Source organism: Sphingomonas sp. PvP055 (assembly GCF_040546365.1).
GTDB classification, from domain to species: Bacteria; Pseudomonadota; Alphaproteobacteria; order Sphingomonadales; family Sphingomonadaceae; genus Sphingomonas; species Sphingomonas echinoides_A.
Map to the genome: position 1 here is coordinate 3,482,904 of NZ_JBEPNS010000001.1, position 17,797 is coordinate 3,500,700.

Consider the following 17,797-nt stretch of genomic DNA (forward strand, 5'->3'; position numbering starts at 1 on the left):
CGCTCTCAGGAAGGATGTTCTCGACCCATGGCGAACGCCACGATCCGCGATGTTGCGCGTGAAGCCGACGTATCGGTCGCGAGCGTGTCGCGGGCGCTCAACGGGCACAGCAACGTCCGTCCGGAGCTGCGCCGCCATGTCGAAACGGTCGCCGCTGCGCTTGGCTATGTGCCGCACGCGGGCGCGCGCAACCTTAGTATGGCACGCGCGAATGCGATCGGCGTGGTCCTGCCCGACCTGCACGGCGAGTTCTTCTCCGAAACGCTGCGCGGGATGGATCGCGCCGCGTCCGAACGCGGGCTGCAGCTGTTGCTGTCCAACCTGCACGACGGTGACCGCGCGGTGGCAATGCTGCACACGATGCGCGGTCGGGTCGACGGGCTGATCATCATGGCGCCGCATATCGATCCAGCGCTGTTGCTGGCGGGCTTGCCGTCGAGCATCCCGGCGGTTCTGGTCAATTGCGCTGCGCCAGGGAAGGATCGCCCGACGTTGCAAGTCGACAACGTCGCGGGTGCGCGCGTGATGACCGAGCATCTGATCGCGACCGGGCGCCGCCAGATCGTTCATCTTTCCGGGCCGGAGAGCAACGCCGAAGCGCGCGAGCGGATCGAAGGATACCGCGCCGCTATGGATGCCGCCGGGCTGCAACATCGGATTGTCGCCGGCGACTTCATGCAGGAAACCGGCGCCGCGCTGACCCCGCAGATCCTGCGCGATCATCCCGAGATGGACGCGCTGTTCGCCGCGAACGACATGATGGCGATCGGCGCGCTGATCGCGCTGCGTGCCGCAGGGATCGAGGTGCCCGGGCAAATCGCACTCGCCGGTTTCGACGATATCCCGCTGTCCCGCCTGATCTCGCCCGCGCTCACCACGATGCACGTCGATATCGCCGGGATCGGGGAGCGCGCGGTCGCGCGGCTCACCGATGCGATCGCAGGATCGAAAGATTACCAGCTCGAGATGTCGTTGCCCGAGCTGATGGTACGAGAAACGACACAAAAAGCCCGCGTCAGTCGGGCGTAAAGCAGGGAACACGAGTATGAACATGCGTAACCAGAAGTCTCTCCGGCTGTTGCTTGCGAGCGCAGCCATCTCCGCCGCGAGCGTTGCCGCCGTCCCCGCCTTTGCGCAGACCAGCACCGCCGCAATCCGCGGGCAAGTGACCGACGCCGCGGGCGCACCGGTCGCGGGCGCGAGCGTCGCGGCGGTCAGCAGCGACACCAACCAGACGTTTCGCGCGACCACCGATGCGAGCGGCAATTATGCGCTCAACGGGCTGCGTCCGGGATCGTATCAGGTGACCTCGACCGCGACCGACGGCCAGACCACGACCCAGCTCATTACCGTCGCGATCGGCCAGACCGCCTCGCTCGACGCGACGGTCGAAGCCCCCGGTGCCGCCCCCTCGACCGGCAAGGACATCGTCGTCACCGGCAGCCGCCTGACCGAGACGCGCACCAGCGAAATCGCGACCAACGTCAGCCAGGCGCAGATCCGCGCTCTCCCGCAGACCGACCGCAACTTCCTGTCGTTCGCGGCGCTCGCGCCCGGCGTGAAGTATAACGACAGCGAGACCGACAAGGGGATCCAGTCGGGTGCCTCGACCGCGAGCCAGGTCAACGTCTTCATCGACGGCGTCAGCCTCAAGAACAAGATCAGCGAAGGCGGCATCGCCGGCCAGCAGAACAGCCGCGGCAACCCGTTCGGGCAGCTTGCGGTCCAGGAATTCCGCGTCCTGACGCAGAATTACAAGGCGGAATACGAACAGGCCGGGTCCGCGATCATCACCGCGGTGACCAAGTCGGGCACCAACGAATTCCACGGCGAGGTGTTCGGCCAATATACCGGCAAGGGCCTGTCCGAAACGTCGTTCCTCGACAAGCGCGACGGCAACCCCAAGCCCGACTTTACGCGCAAGCAGTACGGCATCGCGCTCGGCGGGCCGATCATCAAGGACCGCCTGTTCTTCTTCGGGACCTATGAAGGCAACGACCAGAACCGCGCGTTCAACGTCAAGAGCTCTGGTTCGGCCGACGCGGTCACCGAATTCGAGCAGGTGTCCGGCCGTCGTCTGCGAGATTTCGAGGGCGCTTTCATCAGCCCGTTCCGCGGCGACTTCTACTTCGGCAAACTGACGCTGACGCCGGACGATCGCCAGACCTTCGACGTTTCGTTCAGCCGCCGCCAGGAAAGCGACATCCAGAATTTCGGCGGCAACGTCTCGTTCGAGAATGCCGAGAACAAGCGCAACACGGTCGACACCTACCTTTTCAAATGGGCGTATAAGGGCGACAACTTCGTCAACGAATTCAATGCCAACTATCTGGAATACACGTTCAATCCGTCGTCGATCAATCCGGACCTGCCGACCTATGACTATGACGGCGTGATCGTCTTCGGCGGCAAGGATTCAACCCGCAAGCAAGTGCAGCGAGGCTATACGCTGCGCGACGATTTCACCTTTTCGGGGATCGACGGGCATACGATCAAGGTCGGCGGACGCGTCGAGATCACCGATCTGTCGTTCGACAACCAGACGTACGTCCAGCCGCGCTACACCTTCCGGCGCGACCCGCTGACCAACCTCACCTTTTCCTTCCCGTCGGAAGCGCGCCTCGGGCTCGGCAGCGGCCTGATCCAGAGTTCGAACACGCAGATCGGCCTGTACGCGCAGGACGACTGGAACCTGACCAACCGGCTGCAGTTCAATCTCGGCGTGCGCTGGGACTATGAGACCAATGCGGTCAACAACGACTATGTCACCCCCGCCTCCGCCGCGGCGGCGCTGCGATCGCTGCCCACCTCGCCCTATTTCAACCCCGAGAATTACATTTCGACCGGGTCCAACCGCAAACCGTTTGCCGGCGCAGTCGCCCCGCGGGTCGGATTTTCTTGGGACGTGAAGGGCGATCGGTCGACGGTCGTCTTCGGCGGGTTCGGGCGGTATTATGACCGCAACAACTTCAACAACACGGTCGACGAACTGTCGCGGGCGATCAACCCGATCGGCATCTTCCGCTTCTCGGCGGACGGCCTGCCGCGCAATGGCCTGTCGACGATCCGCTGGGACCCGTCCTATGCCACCCGCGACGGCCTGCTCGCGCTGCGCGCCAGCTCGGCGACGGCGGGGGCGTCCGAACTGTTCGCGGTGAAGAACAACGCCAAGCCCCCGGTCAACGACCAGATCAGCCTGGGCGTCCGGCAGCGGATCGGCGTCTTCGAGGCATCGCTGACCGGATCGTATCAACGCGGTCGCAACGGTTACACCAACATCTACGCCACGCGGAACACCAACGGCCTGGGGACGTGCTGCAACGTTTCGACGATCGAGCCGCTTGGCTATTCCAACGCGCTGATCGGCTATGACGGGCTCGATTCCCGCTACAAGGCGATCTTCTTCACGCTCGACAAGAACTACACCAAGGCGTCGGGCTGGGGGCTCAACATCGCCTATACGCTGTCCAAGGGCGAACAGAATGGCGACGGACTGTTCAGCCTCGATAACGTCACGCCGGATTCCTATGGGTGGCGCCCGCGCACTGGCGACGAACGGCATCGCGTCGTGCTGTCGGGGCTGGTCGATCTCCCGCTCGGCTTCCAGTTTGCGACGCTGAGCACGCTGGGCAGCGGACAGGCGTTCCGCGTGATCGACGGGACCAACGGCACCGCCGGGATCAGCCCGTTCAGCGCGCGCTACCCGCAGAAGAACTGCATCAAGGGCGTGTTCGCCTTCTGCGAGATCAACGTGACGCTCTCGAAGAAGATTCCGGTGCTCGGCAAGGATACGCTGGAGGCGGCGGTCGACGTTCTCAACGTCTTCAACAACAACAACTTCTCGGGCTTCGACGACGCGTTCAACAACACGATCAACCCCGCCACCGGGCGCGTCACCGATACGCTCGATCCGGCGCGGATCGGCAATTCGCTGCTGTCACTGCCACGGCGGATCCAGTTCCGTCTGGGGTATCGTTTCTAAGGCGTTTCTGCCGGGCGGACGGTGCAGTGGCGCTGTCCGCCCCTCTTTCTGACTGCGTTGCGCGAGGCTTACCCGATGATCGACCGGCGTCACTTCCTCGGCTCCGGTGGGCTGGCGCTTGTCGGGCTGGCAAGCGGCGGGATGGCCGCGCAACGGCGGCGGGTCCGACCCAAACCGGTCGTTGCGCCCGAGGAAGCGCTGATCGGCGACCTGCAACGCCGCACCTTCCAATATTTCTGGGACACGACAGACCCGGTGACGGGTCTCGCGCCAGATCGCTGGCCGACGCCGGCGTTTGCGAGCATCGCCGCGACCGGCTTCGCGCTTACCGCTTATCCGGTCGGTGTCGTCAATGGCTGGATCAGCCGCGATCAGGCGCGCGCGCGAACGCTCGCGACGCTGCGGTTCTTCGCCAATGCGCCGCAGGGCCCCGCCCCGAGCGGTACCGCTGGGCACAAGGGCTTCTTCTACCACTTCCTCGACATGCAGAGCGGCACGCGCTTTCGCCAGACCGAGCTGTCGACGATCGACACCGCGCTGCTGCTGGGCGGGGTGCTGTTCGCGCAGAGCTGGTTCGACAGCGACCATCCCGACGAAGCGCAGATCCGCGCGCTGGCGGAGCAGATCTATGCCGCGGTCGACTGGACGTGGTTCACCCCGCGCGCGCCGTTCGTGTCGATGGGCTGGCACCCCGAACGCGGCTACATCCCGAGCGACTGGGACATCTACAATGAGTCGCTGATGATGTACCTGCTCGCGCTCGGATCGCCGACGCACCCGCTGCCGGCGGAAACGTGGAACGCCTGGACCGATCGCTTCGCCGCCGCCTGGAGCGACCGCTGGGGCGAACCGCACCTCGCCTTCCCGCCGTTGTTCGGGCACCAATACAGCCAGACCTGGGTCGATTTCCGTGGCATCCGCGACCGCTTCATCGCGACCAAAGGCCTCGACTATTTCGAGAACAGCCGCCGGGCGACCTATGCCCAGCGCGAGTATGCGATCGCCAACCCGGGCAAGTTCGTCGGCTATGACGCGGCGTGCTGGGGGCTCACCGCCTGCGATGGACCCGGCGATTTCACGGTCACGGTCAACGACGTCGAGCGCCGGTTCTTCAGCTATTCGGCGCGCGGCCCCGGCGACCGGGACGACGGCACGATCGCCCCGACCGCGGCGCTCGGTTCGATCGCGTTTGCGCCCGAGATCGTGCTCCCGGCAGCGGGTGCGTTGCACAAGCGCTACGGCAGCGGGATCTACCAGCGCTACGGGTTCATCGACTCGTTCAATCCGACCCTGACCGCCGCACCGCCCGGAATGCGCGCCGGCCATGTCGACCCGGGGATCGGCTGGATCGATCAAGATTATATCGGGATCGACCAGGGGCCAATCGTCGCGATGATCGAGAACCGTCGCACCGGGCTGATCTGGCGCACGATGCACCGCAATCCGCATTTGCGCCGGGGGCTACGTCGGGCAGGGTTCAGCGGCGGCTGGCTTGCCTGACAGGCGTCGGCAAGGAGGTTCCGTCCCCGTCCCCGTCCCTGCCCGGCCCCCTGAACGAAACCTTTCTGATTGGTGTACCATCCGGGACATGCGGATCGGTTCGGCGCACGCCGACCGCAGACTGGCGCAGCGCTATTGCCCATCACCTCCGTAGGAATAGCCTTGGGTCACACGTCGTGGATCGATTCGCACCGTAAGACCGGGCGTCTGATCCGACGTACGGACAGGAGAGTAGTCATGGACCGCGACGTAAGGGAACATGCGACGGAACCCCGGGCGATCCTCGTCAGCGTGGCAGGCGATCCGCCCGCGCCGGCCGGGATCGAGCACGTCATCCTGGACCTCTCCAAATTCCACAATGGTCGCTGGGCGCTCGAGCTCGACGCCGCTTTTACCCGGCGCCAGACCCCGGTCGTTATCCTGGCGCGGGGGCTCGCCTGTCTTGCGGTATCGTGGTGGGCACAGCTGTCGCCCCGCAGTTACCTGCGGCAAGTGCGGGGTGCGGTGTTCGAATCCCCCTTGTCCGTCGATTTCCACCATGTCGCGGCAGCCGCGAGCATCCGCACCGGACCGACCTATCGGCTGCCTTTCCCGTCGGTCGTCGTCAGCGACGGATCCTTCCAGATCGAACAGGTTCTGGCGCTCGCCGACAAATGGGGCAGCCAGCTTGTGACGCAACCGTCGGACATGATTGCGGACCATACCAACCGCCACGCAGCCTCGGACGGCACGGCGATGTTGCTGACCTATGCGCAGTTGCTGGACCGGACCGGTCGTGAGACTCCAGAACCAGCAAAGTGGTTTCGATCCCAAACGCTTATCGGGACTATCGGGCGCTGACCGGCGCCGCTTCGCGGTGATCTCCGCTTGCCCGGCAACGCTCTCATACCTTTGATTGACAAGGGATCGGACCTAAACCACACTCGAGGAAGTGCCCAGCTTCCCGCAGTCCGAACCGCCGTCGCTGCCACCGCAATACACCAGCTTCATCGAGGAGCAGGTCGCTTCCGGTGCCTATCGCGATTCCGAATCCGTCGTCGCGGCGGCGTTGGATCTGTTGCGGGCACGAGAGACCGCGCAACCCGCAGATATACAGCCCCAGCCCGGCGCACACCCATGGCCCCATGAAGGTGGGGACTGCGGCAGCATCCTGCGCGCGCGCGACTGGAGCAGGACCGTGCTGGGTCCGATCGCCGACTGGCCGGCCGAACTCCGCACGACGGTGACCAACATCCTGCATTCGCCGATCGCCAAGGTGCTGATGTGGGGTCCCGAGCATATTATGCTGTACAACGATCCCTATCTCGCGATCGCGGGGGACCGGCATCCGATGGCGCTGGGTATGCCGGTCGCCACTGCCTTCCCCGACGTATGGGACTGGAACCGACCGATCCTGGAAGCGGGCTTTCGCGGCGAGCGTTTGTCGCATCGCGACCAGACGATCGTCTTCAACCGCCCAGACGGGGCGGAAACGATGGTCCTCGACCTGTTCTACACCCCCGTTCACGACGCGAACGGGCAGGTCGGCGGGATCATGTGCACGCTGTTCGACAATAGCGCCCGAGTCGACGCCGAACGCCGCGTCGCCGCGGCCGCGGCGGAATTGCGCCGGATCACCGATGCGGTGCCGATGTTGGTGTCCTACGTCGATCGCGACCAGATCTACCGGTTCGCCAACGGCTGCTATCGCGACTGGCTCGACATCGACCCCGACGCAATGATCGGGGAGACGGTCGAAAAGGTGCTCGGTCCGGAACTGTACGCGCTGCGCCGCCCGTCGATCGAACGCGCGTTGGCGGGCGAGCGTCTTTCTTCCGAAGCAACGCTGTTCCACCGCGACGGAACGCCCAAGCGCAGCGAGGTGCGCTACATTCCGCACATCGATGCCGACGGATCGATCCCAGGGGTCCATATCCTCGCGATCGACATCGAGGAACGTGCCCAACGCGAGGCGGCGCTCGCGATCAGCAACGGTCGGTTTCGCACCGCAATGGATGCGATTCACGGCGTCCTGTGGACCAACAGTCCCGATGGCCGGATGATCGGCGAACAGCCGGGGTGGGCTGCGCTCACCGGTCAACCGATCGAACAGTATCAGGGCTATGGCTGGACCGACGCGCTCCATCCGGACGATGTCGAACCGACCACGCGCGCCTGGCAGGCCGCCGTCGCCGCCAAATCCATGTTCGTGCATGAGCATCGCGCGCGGCACCATTCGGGCACGTGGCGCACCTTCGCGGTGCGCGCGCTGCCGTTGTTCGACGATACCGGGGAGATCCGGGAATGGGTCGGCGTCCATACCGACATCACGCACCAGCGCGCCGCCGAAGCCGCGCTACGCGAGCAGGCCGAAAAGCTTGCGCGTGAGGCGACGCATCGTCGGCGCGCGGAAGATCAACTGCGCGCGCTCAACGAAGAACTCGAGGCGCGCGTGATCGCCGAGATCGACGAGCGTCGCCAGGCCGAGGCGAAACTCGCACAGTCGCAAAAGATGGAAGCCGTCGGGAAACTGACCGGCGGCGTTGCGCATGATTTCAACAACCTGCTCCAGGTCGTGTCGGGCAATCTGCAATTGCTGGCGAAGGACATCGCCGGCAACGACCGTGCCGAGCGGCGCGTCGCCAATGCGATGGCGGGGGTGTCGCGCGGCGCGAAGCTCGCTGCGCAATTGCTCGCCTTCGGTCGGCGGCAGGCGCTCGAGCCAAAGGTCGTCAACGTCACGCGCTTCGTGCGCGGGATGGACGAAATGCTGCGCCGCGCGATCGGCGAGGGGATCGAAGTGGAAACGATCGTCGGCGGCGGATTGTGGAACACCTTCATCGATCCCGCGCAGATCGAGAACGCGCTGCTCAACCTGGCAATCAACGCACGCGATGCGATGGACGGGCAAGGTCGGCTGACGATCGAGCTCGGCAATGCGCATCTGGATGACGGCTACGCCGATGCCAACGACGACGTGACGCCGGGGCAATATGTCATGCTCGCGGTGTCGGACACCGGCAGCGGGATGCCATCCGACGTGATCGACAAGGTCTTCGAACCGTTCTTCTCGACCAAGAGCGAGGGCAAGGGCTCCGGGCTGGGACTCTCGATGGTCTATGGCTTCGTCAAGCAGTCGGGCGGCCATGTGAAGATCTATTCCGAGCTCGGCGAAGGAACGACGATCAAGCTCTATCTTCCGCGTGCGATCCAGTCGGAGGACGTCGAGGTGATGACCGCGGCGGGCCCGATCGTCGGCGGAAACGAGACCGTCCTCGTGGTCGAGGACGATGCCGAAGTCCGCACCACCGTGGTCGAGATGCTGGCCGACCTTGGCTACAGGGTGCTCAAGGCGGTGGACGCGGCGAGCGGGCTGAGCGTCATCGAAAGCGGGATCGCGATCGACGTGCTGTTCACCGACGTGGTGATGCCCGGCCCGATGAAGAGCCCCGAACTCGCGCGGAAAGCGCGCGAACGCTTGCCCGACATCGCGGTGCTGTTCACCTCGGGCTATACCGAGAACTCGATCGTGCACGGCGGCAAGCTCGACGCCGGGGTCGAGCTGCTGTCCAAGCCCTACACCCGGGAAGCACTGGCGAGGAAGTTCGAGCATGTGCTGGCGAACCATCGCCAGCGCGCCGAGCAGGACGCCGCCATGGCGCCTTCGGTCGGGTCGGACGACGGTGCCGCGGCGCGCCTGCAACGCCGGACGGTGCTGCTGGTGGAGGACGATGACATGATCCGCCGCAACAGCGCCGAGATGCTGCAGGCAAGCGGTTATGCCGTGGTCGACGCAGCGAGCGCGGAAGAGGCGATCTCGGCAATCAGGACGGTTCCGATCGACGTGCTCGTCACCGACATCAACCTGCCGGGGATGTCCGGCCTCGAGCTGGCGCGGACGGCGCGCGCGCAACGGCCCGAACTCGGGATCGTGTTCGCCAGCGGCGACCTGACGGTCATCGAAACGGATGTGGCGGCGGTGAAACTGCCCAAGCCCTATCGGCCGATCCATCTCGTGGCCTCTGTCGAAAAAGCGCTTGGCGTGGTCGAAAGGTTCGATACCGGCGCCCCACGATCCGACTGACCGATCGTCCCCGTTTCCGGACGACCGCCAGGTCCTGTTCTGCGTTTCGCGCGACCTGCGCTCCATTGATACTAAAAACGGAGGAGACGATCGATGAAATCCCTGTTCCCCTTGGCCATCGCCGGCGTGCTTGTCAGCACCGCCCCTCTCCCCGCCGCCACCCCGCCGACCGCGGAAGCGGTGACGATCGACAGCGGGCCGATCCGGGGTGCGCTGGCGGACGGCGTGCTGAGCTGGAAGGGGGTTCCGTTCGCGGCCGCCCCGGTCGGCCCGTTGCGCTGGCGCGCGCCGCAGCCCGTCGCGGCGTGGAAGACGGTGCGCGACGCGACGACCTACGCGCATGATTGCATGCAGGTCCCCTTCCCCAGCGACGCCGCCCCGCTTGGCACGCAACCCGCCGAGGATTGCCTGTACGCCAACGTCTGGAAGCCCGCGCAGGCAAGCGGCAAGCTGCCGGTGATCGTGTGGATCTACGGCGGCGGCTTCGTCAACGGCGGGGCCTCCCCGCCGACCTATGCGGGGGCGAATGTCGCCAAGCAGGGCGTGGTGTTCGTCAGCTTCAACTATCGCGTCGGGCGGTTCGGGACGTTCGCGCATCCGCAACTCACCCGGCAGAATCCCGATGGCGGGATGCTCGGCAATTACGGGTTCATGGACCAGATCGCCGCGCTAAAATGGGTCCAGCGCAACGTCGCGGCGTTCGGTGGCGATCCGGCGAACGTCACGCTCATCGGCGAAAGCGCAGGCGGCATGTCGGTCCACGCGATGGTGACGTCGCCGCTGGCGAAGGGCTTGATCGCCAAGGCGATCGTGATGTCGGGCGGCGCGGGCAAGACCGCGCCCGAGGCAACGCTCGCATCGGCTGAGCAGATCGGCGTCAACTTCGCGCAGGCACACGGCGTGGCGGCGGGCGATGCCGATGCCATGGGCAAATTGCGCGCGCTGAGCGCGGAGCAGGTCACCGACGGGCTGAGCATGATGCAATTGTTCCGCCCTGCCCCCGGCCCCAAGACCTTCACCGGGCCGATCGTCGACGGGACGGTCGCGGTCGATACGGGCAAGGCCTATGCCAGCGGCGCGTTTGCACAGGTGCCGATGATGATCGGCGCGACCAGCCTCGACATGGGGGGCAAGACCGGGTTCATGATCGGCGGCGCCCGTGCGGCGGCGATCGCGGTGTCGGACAAGGGTGTGCCGACGTACGAATATCGCTTCTCCTACGTCGCCACTTCGGTCGATCGCCCGGGCGCCGACCATGCCTCGGACATTCCGTTCTTCTTCGACAATGCCGCGATCAAATACGGTGCCGCGACGACGCCGCGCGACGCCGCGATGGGCAAGACGATCAGCGCGTACATCGTCAATTTCGCGAAGACCGGCAATCCGAACGGGGCCGGTTTGCCAGCCTGGCCGGCCTATCGCCATGAGACCGATTCGCTGATGGACTTCACCCCGGCGGGAACCGCGCAGCCGCAGAAGGACCCGTGGGGCGCGGAGATCGAGGCCGCACCGCCGCCGGCGCGGTGACCGGCTAGACCGTCCCCGACGCACGCGGCGGCGCCCACCGCAGAAACGCGTGCGTCGGGAAACGCGACGGGAGTCGCCCGAAACCCGACCGCGTGTACAGGCGGAGCGCGCCGACATTCTCCGACGCGACGTACAGCGCGACGGATTCGGCCGCTTCCGCTTCGGCCATGCCTTGAACCCATCGGATCATCGCCGACCCGCGCCCGTTCCCGCGCTCCTCGGGGAGAAGCGATAGTTCGATGACGTGCCACGCGCGCCGACTTCGGTCGAGCGAGAGCCGGCCGATCGGCTCGGTCGCCGGGCCGCGGTCGATGAGCCAGTAATCGGCCGCAGGGTACGCCGCTAGATAATGCGCCTGTTGCAGGCGGAACTGGTCCGCGATGAAGGCCTGCTTGCGGCTTTCCGGCCATGCGCATCCGCGCAACTCCGGTGCCCGAACGCTGCCGTAAAGTGTCAGCAGAAAGGGCCTGTCCGCGCGTCTGACGGGACGGAGCCTGAGATCGTCCGGCAAGCGCACGTCCGACCCGGGCCGACAAGGCAACGGCGGGGTGGTGGATCCGCGTGTCATGCGGTCTGCCAACCGTATCCGTTGTCGTTCCATCGCCTTCTGGAGGCGCGCATTCTTCGGCAAGAAACGATCGAACCGCCGTTCCGCCTGTGGAGGATGCCCTGAAATGCGCCTGGTGAAACCCGAAGACTTCGAACCCTGGGTCGGCCGGCGCGTGCGGGTCGACACCGCCCCGCGACCGGTCGAGCTGGTGCTCGCGCAGCTCGACCGCATGCCGCCGATCGTGGGTGCGGATTTCCGCGAGCCCTTTTCGATGCTGTTCGAAGGATCATGGCCGGTGGTGCTGCTGGATGCCACTTATGTGTTCGACTGCGGTCGCGGCGGTCCCCACGCCTTTCACGTGACGCAAATCCTCCCGCGGGGACAGACGCGACGGTATCAGGCGATTTTCGCCTGACCGACAGGACCGCCGACGCCGCATTGCGGCTCAATCGGGTCGTTCGGGCCAGATCCCGACCGTCGCGATGATCGTCGTCACCGCAAGAAACGGCGACATCACACTAAACGCCGCGCCTTGACCGGCCTGCCCGACGGTGACCGCGCCGGACAGCCCCGCGATCGTCCCCGTGACGCCGGCCAGCTGAACCGGCACGACGCCCGGCAAGCTCGCGTTCGCCGCCGGTACGTACAGCGTGGGTGTGACGTCGGGATCCTGCACCTTCCCCAGGAACGCGTTGTTTTCGGGGTCTGGGACCTGCTGCGACGGCGTCAGGCCCTTAAGCGCGGTCAGCGTACCGGCGACTCTGGGGGTGCCCGTCATCTGGAACGTCGCGCTATGATTGTGCACCGGCAAATGCGTGATGTTTAGCGCGACCGCTTCCCCCCCGCCGTTGGCGCCCGGGTTGCGCGGTGTCAGTCCCGGTCCCTGCCCGGTCCCAAGCATCGTCCGACCGCGTGCGTCCGGCAATCCGAAATCGGTCTTGCCGTTCCCGCCGAAGGTGTTCCCCAGCAAGGCGTACAAGGCGTTGTACTGGTTGACCTGGAGAATTGCGCCATTGCATGCCAGCCAGTTGACTGGAGCATATCTGAAACCGACTTGCATGATCTGACCTATGAACGGATCCAATGTCGCCTCCCACTACCAATAGGCGATTATACTATAGTGTGAGTGCCTCCTACACTTGGTATTACTGGTTCAGTTTGGAGCATAATCATTCACTAGAGTCTTCAATTGAGGTAACTTTATTACCTGGTTTTGCTTTGCCTGCCGTCTTTCAGACCAACCGTTATTAACATGAATACTGGCTCTACAAATTTACCACCATACGTCTCGAATTAAACCCTGAGCAAGGCTGGATCGTCGGCAATCCTCAGGCAGCAGTCTGTTTCAACGTGTGGGTGCCAGGGGACCGAGGGGGAATTGGATGCTGGAAGGCGTCGTTTTTCGTTTGCACGATGCTTTCTCAGGTGGTGCGCGTCGCTCCGCGAGGATGGCGATCGCGGCAGGAATCCTGGCCGCCGCCTTTTTCCCCGCACAGGCGCACGCGCAGAGTAGCGGGTGCTCCGCGATCAATGGCGGCTTGCTCGATTTTCAATCCGTGTTCGCCAATGGCGAGCCGACTTCCGGCACGACCAGCAACTATCAGATCCATGTCGCGCTCTCGATGATGCGGACGACGACGGCCTATACCGACAATGTCACCGGATCGTCCTTCGTGCCCGACGGCGTGACGACCTACGCGTTCGTGACGGGGGACAGGGTCGTTTTCAACACGACCGTGTCCTCCGTCACCAGTACCACGCGGATACGCATCCGCTCCGCCCCGTTGGGGTCAAGCGGCGGAGGTTATGCGGCGACGGGGTCCGGCGCGCGTGTCGATACCAGCACGCCCGGGACGTTTACCGGCAGTTACACGGTCCCGGCCGGGTTGCAGGCGGTTGGCATGTCGGTGGACACGGTTAGCGGAAATTCTGTCAGTAGCGCGGTGGTGACCTGCATTCCGTTCGTCGACCCCGGCCTGTCGCTCGGCGTCACGATGACGCACGGCGGCACGCCCGCGCAGAACGGCACGGTCGACTATACGATCACCCCCAGCGCGAGTGGCGCAAGCACCGGCACCAACCTGACGCTCGCCTTCACCTTGCCGGCCGGGTTGAGCTTCGCCTCGGGCTCCGGCTCCGGCTGGAGCTGCACCTCGACACGCTGCACCTACGGCAACGCGATCGGTTCGGGTGCCAGCGGCAACCCGCTGACCCTGCGCGCGAACGTCGCGAGCACCGCCAGCACGAGCCTGACCCCGAGCGTAACGCTTTCCGGCGGAAATGCCGGCAACGCGGCCAACGCAAGCGACCCGACCACGATCGCGCAAACCGCCGCATCGGTGAGCGTCGACGGCGGCAACAACCAGACCGCCGCCGCCGAAACCGCGTTCGCCACGCCGTTGAGCGTGACCGTGCGGGATGCGGCCAACGCCGTGATTCCCAACGCGGCCGTCACCTTCACCGCGCCCGCATCGGGGGCGAGCGGGAGCTTTACCAACACCAGCAACACGATCACCGTCACCGCGTCCGGCGCGGGCGTCGCCAGCTCGGGAACGTTCACCGCCAATGCGACCGCGGGGGCCTATTCGGTCCTTGCGACGGCGGGCTCGGTGTCCGCGACCTTCAGCCTGTCGAACACGGCGGTCGTGGGGTTGCCGACCGTAACCGCGATCACCCCCACATCGGGTACGACGGCGGGCGGCACTTCGGTGGTGGTGACGGGCACCAATCTGGCTGGCGCCAGCGCGGTGCAATTCGGCGGGGCGGGCGCTACCAGCTTTATCGTCGATAGCGCGACCCAGATCACCGCCACCACGGCGGCGGCGAGTGCGGGCGTGGTGGACGTGACGGTCACCACCCCCGGCGGCACCAGTGCGACGAGTGGCGCCACGCAATTCACCTACGTGGTCCCTCCGGCGACGCCGACCATCCCTTCCGCGCCACCTGCGCTGTCGAACAGCGCCAGTGCGACTTTCCAGTTCACGATCGCCAATGGATCCGCGGAATGCGCGATCGACAACGGCAGCTTCACCGCGTGCGTCAGCCCGGTCACGTTCAGCGGGCTCTCCGATGGCGCGCACGTATTTCAAGTCCGCGCGACGAATGGCGGGCTGACGGGGGCGCCCGCCTCGTATAACTGGACGATCGACGCGAGCGCGCCCGCCGCACCTGTGGTCACGACACCCGCCAACGGATCGAGCCGCGCCGTGTCTGAACGCGGAGTCAGCGGAACGGCCGAGCCAGCGAGTACGGTTACGGTCTATCTCGACGGCACGCCGGACGGGACGACGACGACCGCTGGATCGGGTCAGTGGAGCTTTACGCTGACCGCCCTGACCGCCGGCCCGCACACGGTGAAAGCACACAGCACCGATGCGGCGGGCAACGTCTCCACCGATTCCGCGGTCAGCAACTTTACGGCCGTGACGGCGCTCACCGCGACCCAGGCGGTGGCGAGCGTGTCGGCGACCATCAACACCGCGCTCACGCCCGTTCAGCCGGTTACGGCCAGCGGGGGGCTGGCGCCGATCAGCTATGCGTTGAGCGGCGGCACCCTGCCCCCTGGCCTGAGCTTCGACACGGTGACCGGGCAGCTTTCCGGCACGCCGACCGCTACGCTGTCCCCGACGACCTTCACCGTGACAGCAACCGACGCCCTCCCCCAGTCGGACGCGCGGACGTTCAGCCTGAGCGTCGGCAATGCAAGCCAGACGATCGCCTTCACCTCGACCGCGCCGGTGGCTGCGGTGATCGGGGGCGCAAGCTATACGCCGGCCGCGACCGCGACCTCGGGGCTGACGGTCACCTTCACGATCGATGGCTCGAGCAGCGGGGTTTGCGCCATCGCCGGAGGCGCGGTCAGCTTCAGCGGAGCGGGCACGTGCCGGGTCAACGCCGACCAGTCCGGCAACGCCAGCTTCTCGGCCGCGCCCCAGGTCCAGCAGAGCTTCGTGGTCGCAGCCGCAAGCCAGACGATCGCCTTCACCTCGACCGCACCGATGGCTGCGGTGGTCGGGGGCGCAAGCTACACGCCGACCGCGACCGCCACCTCCGGCCTGACGGTCGCCTTCACGATCGACGGCTCGAGCAGCGGGGTTTGCGCCATCGCCGGAGGCGTGGTCAGCTTCAGCGGAGCGGGCACGTGCCGGGTCAACGCCGACCAGTCCGGCAACGCCAGCTTCTCGGCCGCGCCGCAGGTCCAGCAGAGCTTCGTGGTCGGGGCCGCAAGCCAGACGATCGCCTTCACCTCGACCGCGCCGATGGCTGCGGTGGTCGGCGGCGCAGGCTACACACCGACCGCGACCGCCACCTCCGGCCTGACGGTCGCCTTCACGATCGACTCGTCGAGCACCGCGATCTGCACGTACAGCGCGGGTGTCGTCGGCTTTACGGGCACGGGGACGTGCCGCATCAATGCCGACCAGCCGGGCAACGCGAACTATGGCGCTGCACCGCAAGCGCAGCAGAGTTTCGCCGTCGGCATGGCGAGCCAGACGATCAGCTTCACCACGAGTGCGCCGGGGACGGCGCGCGTCGGCGGCGCGGACTATACCCCTGCGGCGACCGCGACCTCGGGGCTTCCGGTCGTCCTGACGATCGATGCCGGTAGCAGCGCGATCTGTACGCTGTCGGGCAGCAGCATCGCATTCACCGCAGCCGGGACGTGCCTGATCGACGCCAATCAGGCCGGGAACGCGGGATATGCCGCCGCTCCGCAAGTCCAGCAGAGCGTCACCGTCGCCAAGGGCGACCAGACGATCACCTTCTCTGGGCTGGGCAATGCCTCGCTCTCCGCGTCCCCGCTGTCGCTTTCCGCCACCGCGGGGTCGGGGTTGGTCGTCCAATTCGCCAGCAGCACGAGCGCGGTCTGCACCGTTGCGGGGACGGCCCTGACGCTGGTTTCCCAGGGCACCTGTACCGTCACCGCGGACCAGCCGGGCGACGTCAACTGGAATGACGCGCCGACCGTGACGCGCAGCTTCACCGTGCTGCCGGTGACGCTCGCGGTATCGAGCGGATCGGTCGCGACGGCGGTGGTCGGCACGATCTATACCCAGACCAATACCGCGACGGGCGGCGTCGCTCCGTACCACTTCACGCTCGCGGGGGGCGCGCTGCCGCCGGGCGTTAGCCTCGACGCCGCAACCGGAACAGTGAGCGGCAGCCCGACCCAGGCCGGTGCGTTCAGCTACACCCTCTCGGTCAGCGACTCCGCCGCACCGCCGTCGACCGTCACCGGCAGCGCGTTCGGCGGGAGCATCGCGAAGGGGAGCCAGACGCTCGCCTTCACCTCTTCCCCACCCGTCCCCGCGATCGTCGGCGGCAGCTACGCCGTCGTGGCGGTTTCATCGGCCACCTTGTCGCCGAGCTACGCGATCGAGTCCGCAAGCTCGGGCGTGTGCAGCCTCGCCGGATCGACCGTGAGCTTCGTGGCCGCCGGAACCTGCGTCATCCTCGCGGACCAGGCGGGAACCAACGACTATGACGCCGCATCGCAGGTCAACCAGTCGATCACGGTTCTTGCCGCCCCGACCACGGCGGATCGCACCGTCGCGGTGCCGTATGACGCGGCTGGCACTGCGATCGATCTTTCCTCGAGCATCGGCGGCGGGGCGCACGGCAGCATCGCGATCGTCACCCCACCGACGCACGGCACCGCGACCGTGGCGGGGGACACCGTCACCTATGTTTCGGCCTCCGGCTATTTCGGTGCGGACAGCTTCACCTTCAGCGCGACCGGGCCGGGCGGAACATCCGCCCCCGCGACGGTGCAGATCACCGTCGCGACGCCCGCGATTCCCGGCGCAGCAGCGGGCTCCGCCGATGTCGCGTACGACAGTCCGGGACAGGCGATTCCGCTCCAACCAAGCGGTGTCTTCGCCAGCCTTGCCATCGCCACCGCGCCAACTAAGGCGACGGTCACGATCGCCGGCACGACCGCGACGTATATCCCGACACCGGGCAGTTTTGGCGCGGACAGCTTCACCTATACCGCGACCGGACCCGGGGGGACGTCCCCACCCGCCACGATCGCCATCACGATCGCACTCCCCGCAACACCCGGTGCCGCAAACACGACCGCGCAAGTGGCGTACGGCGCCACGGGTCAGGCGATCGCGCTCCTTCCGAGTGGGGTCTATACCAGTGTTACGCTGGCAACCCCGCCAACCAAGGG

9 protein-coding genes and 1 pseudogene are annotated in these 17,797 nt (G+C 66.2%); 8 read left to right on the top strand and 2 right to left on the bottom strand.

The window, feature by feature from the left end:
* Positions 1 to 27 precede the first annotated feature (27 nt).
* From ABIC16_RS16395 to ABIC16_RS16420, 6 genes are all read left to right on the top strand, one after another.
* Positions 28 to 1,029, top strand: a complete 1,002-nt coding sequence (locus ABIC16_RS16395) for a LacI family DNA-binding transcriptional regulator (protein WP_354291884.1) — start codon at positions 28 to 30, stop codon at positions 1,027 to 1,029.
* Between the two features lie 22 nt (positions 1,030 to 1,051).
* Positions 1,052 to 3,982 (top strand): TonB-dependent receptor, encoded by a 2,931-nt coding sequence (locus ABIC16_RS16400; RefSeq protein ID WP_502958355.1) that lies wholly within the window; start codon positions 1,052 to 1,054, stop codon positions 3,980 to 3,982.
* Between the two features lie 75 nt (positions 3,983 to 4,057).
* Entirely contained in the window at positions 4,058 to 5,482 is a 1,425-nt protein-coding gene (locus tag ABIC16_RS16405; RefSeq protein WP_354291886.1) for a glucoamylase family protein, read from the top strand.
* 237 nt (positions 5,483 to 5,719) lie between these two features.
* On the top strand, positions 5,720 to 6,322 hold the full coding sequence (locus ABIC16_RS16410) for an alpha/beta hydrolase (protein WP_277967740.1): 603 nt from the start codon (positions 5,720 to 5,722) through the stop codon (positions 6,320 to 6,322).
* A gap of 442 nt (positions 6,323 to 6,764) precedes the next feature.
* On the top strand, positions 6,765 to 9,545 hold the full coding sequence (locus ABIC16_RS16415; protein WP_502958356.1) for a hybrid sensor histidine kinase/response regulator: 2,781 nt from the start codon (positions 6,765 to 6,767) through the stop codon (positions 9,543 to 9,545).
* 93 nt (positions 9,546 to 9,638) lie between these two features.
* A complete protein-coding gene (locus tag ABIC16_RS16420; RefSeq protein WP_354291888.1) occupies positions 9,639 to 11,072 on the top strand; it encodes a carboxylesterase/lipase family protein in 1,434 nt (477 codons plus the stop codon).
* A 4-nt stretch (positions 11,073 to 11,076) separates the two neighbouring features.
* Here the strand turns inward: ABIC16_RS16420 and ABIC16_RS16425 are convergent, their stop codons facing one another.
* Entirely contained in the window at positions 11,077 to 11,640 is a 564-nt protein-coding gene (locus ABIC16_RS16425; RefSeq protein WP_354291889.1) for a GNAT family N-acetyltransferase, read from the bottom strand.
* A gap of 106 nt (positions 11,641 to 11,746) precedes the next feature.
* On the opposite strand from ABIC16_RS16425, the gene ABIC16_RS16430 reads away from it, so the two are divergent.
* Positions 11,747 to 12,037, top strand: coding sequence for a DUF6916 family protein (locus ABIC16_RS16430; protein ID WP_354291890.1), 291 nt, complete (start codon positions 11,747 to 11,749; stop codon positions 12,035 to 12,037).
* A gap of 30 nt (positions 12,038 to 12,067) precedes the next feature.
* On the opposite strand, the gene ABIC16_RS16435 is transcribed toward ABIC16_RS16430, so the two are convergent.
* Positions 12,068 to 12,682, bottom strand: coding sequence for a phage tail protein (locus ABIC16_RS16435; RefSeq protein WP_354291891.1), 615 nt, complete (start codon positions 12,680 to 12,682; stop codon positions 12,068 to 12,070).
* Between the two features lie 934 nt (positions 12,683 to 13,616).
* Between ABIC16_RS16435 and ABIC16_RS16440 the strand changes: the two are divergent.
* A pseudogene (locus ABIC16_RS16440) lies at positions 13,617 to 17,390 on the top strand (beta strand repeat-containing protein); the annotation flags it as partial.
* Positions 17,391 to 17,797: the final 407 nt, after the last annotated feature.

What these genes read in the sequence shown, in the direction of transcription:
- ABIC16_RS16430 (WP_354291890.1), top strand. Translation starts at nt 11,747, where the DNA reads ATGCGCCTGGTGAAACCCGAAGACTTCGAACCCTGGGTCGGCCGGCGC.
- ABIC16_RS16410 (WP_277967740.1), top strand. Translation starts at nt 5,720, where the DNA reads ATGGACCGCGACGTAAGGGAACATGCGACGGAACCCCGGGCGATCCTC.
- ABIC16_RS16405 (WP_354291886.1), top strand. Translation starts at nt 4,058, where the DNA reads ATGATCGACCGGCGTCACTTCCTCGGCTCCGGTGGGCTGGCGCTTGTC.
- ABIC16_RS16415 (WP_502958356.1), top strand. Translation starts at nt 6,765, where the DNA reads ATGCTGTACAACGATCCCTATCTCGCGATCGCGGGGGACCGGCATCCG.
- ABIC16_RS16420 (WP_354291888.1), top strand. Translation starts at nt 9,639, where the DNA reads ATGAAATCCCTGTTCCCCTTGGCCATCGCCGGCGTGCTTGTCAGCACC.
- ABIC16_RS16425 (WP_354291889.1), bottom strand. Translation starts at nt 11,640, where the DNA reads ATGACACGCGGATCCACCACCCCGCCGTTGCCTTGTCGGCCCGGGTCG.
- ABIC16_RS16400 (WP_502958355.1), top strand. Translation starts at nt 1,052, where the DNA reads ATGCGTAACCAGAAGTCTCTCCGGCTGTTGCTTGCGAGCGCAGCCATC.
- ABIC16_RS16435 (WP_354291891.1), bottom strand. Translation starts at nt 12,682, where the DNA reads ATGCAAGTCGGTTTCAGATATGCTCCAGTCAACTGGCTGGCATGCAAT.
- ABIC16_RS16395 (WP_354291884.1), top strand. Translation starts at nt 28, where the DNA reads ATGGCGAACGCCACGATCCGCGATGTTGCGCGTGAAGCCGACGTATCG.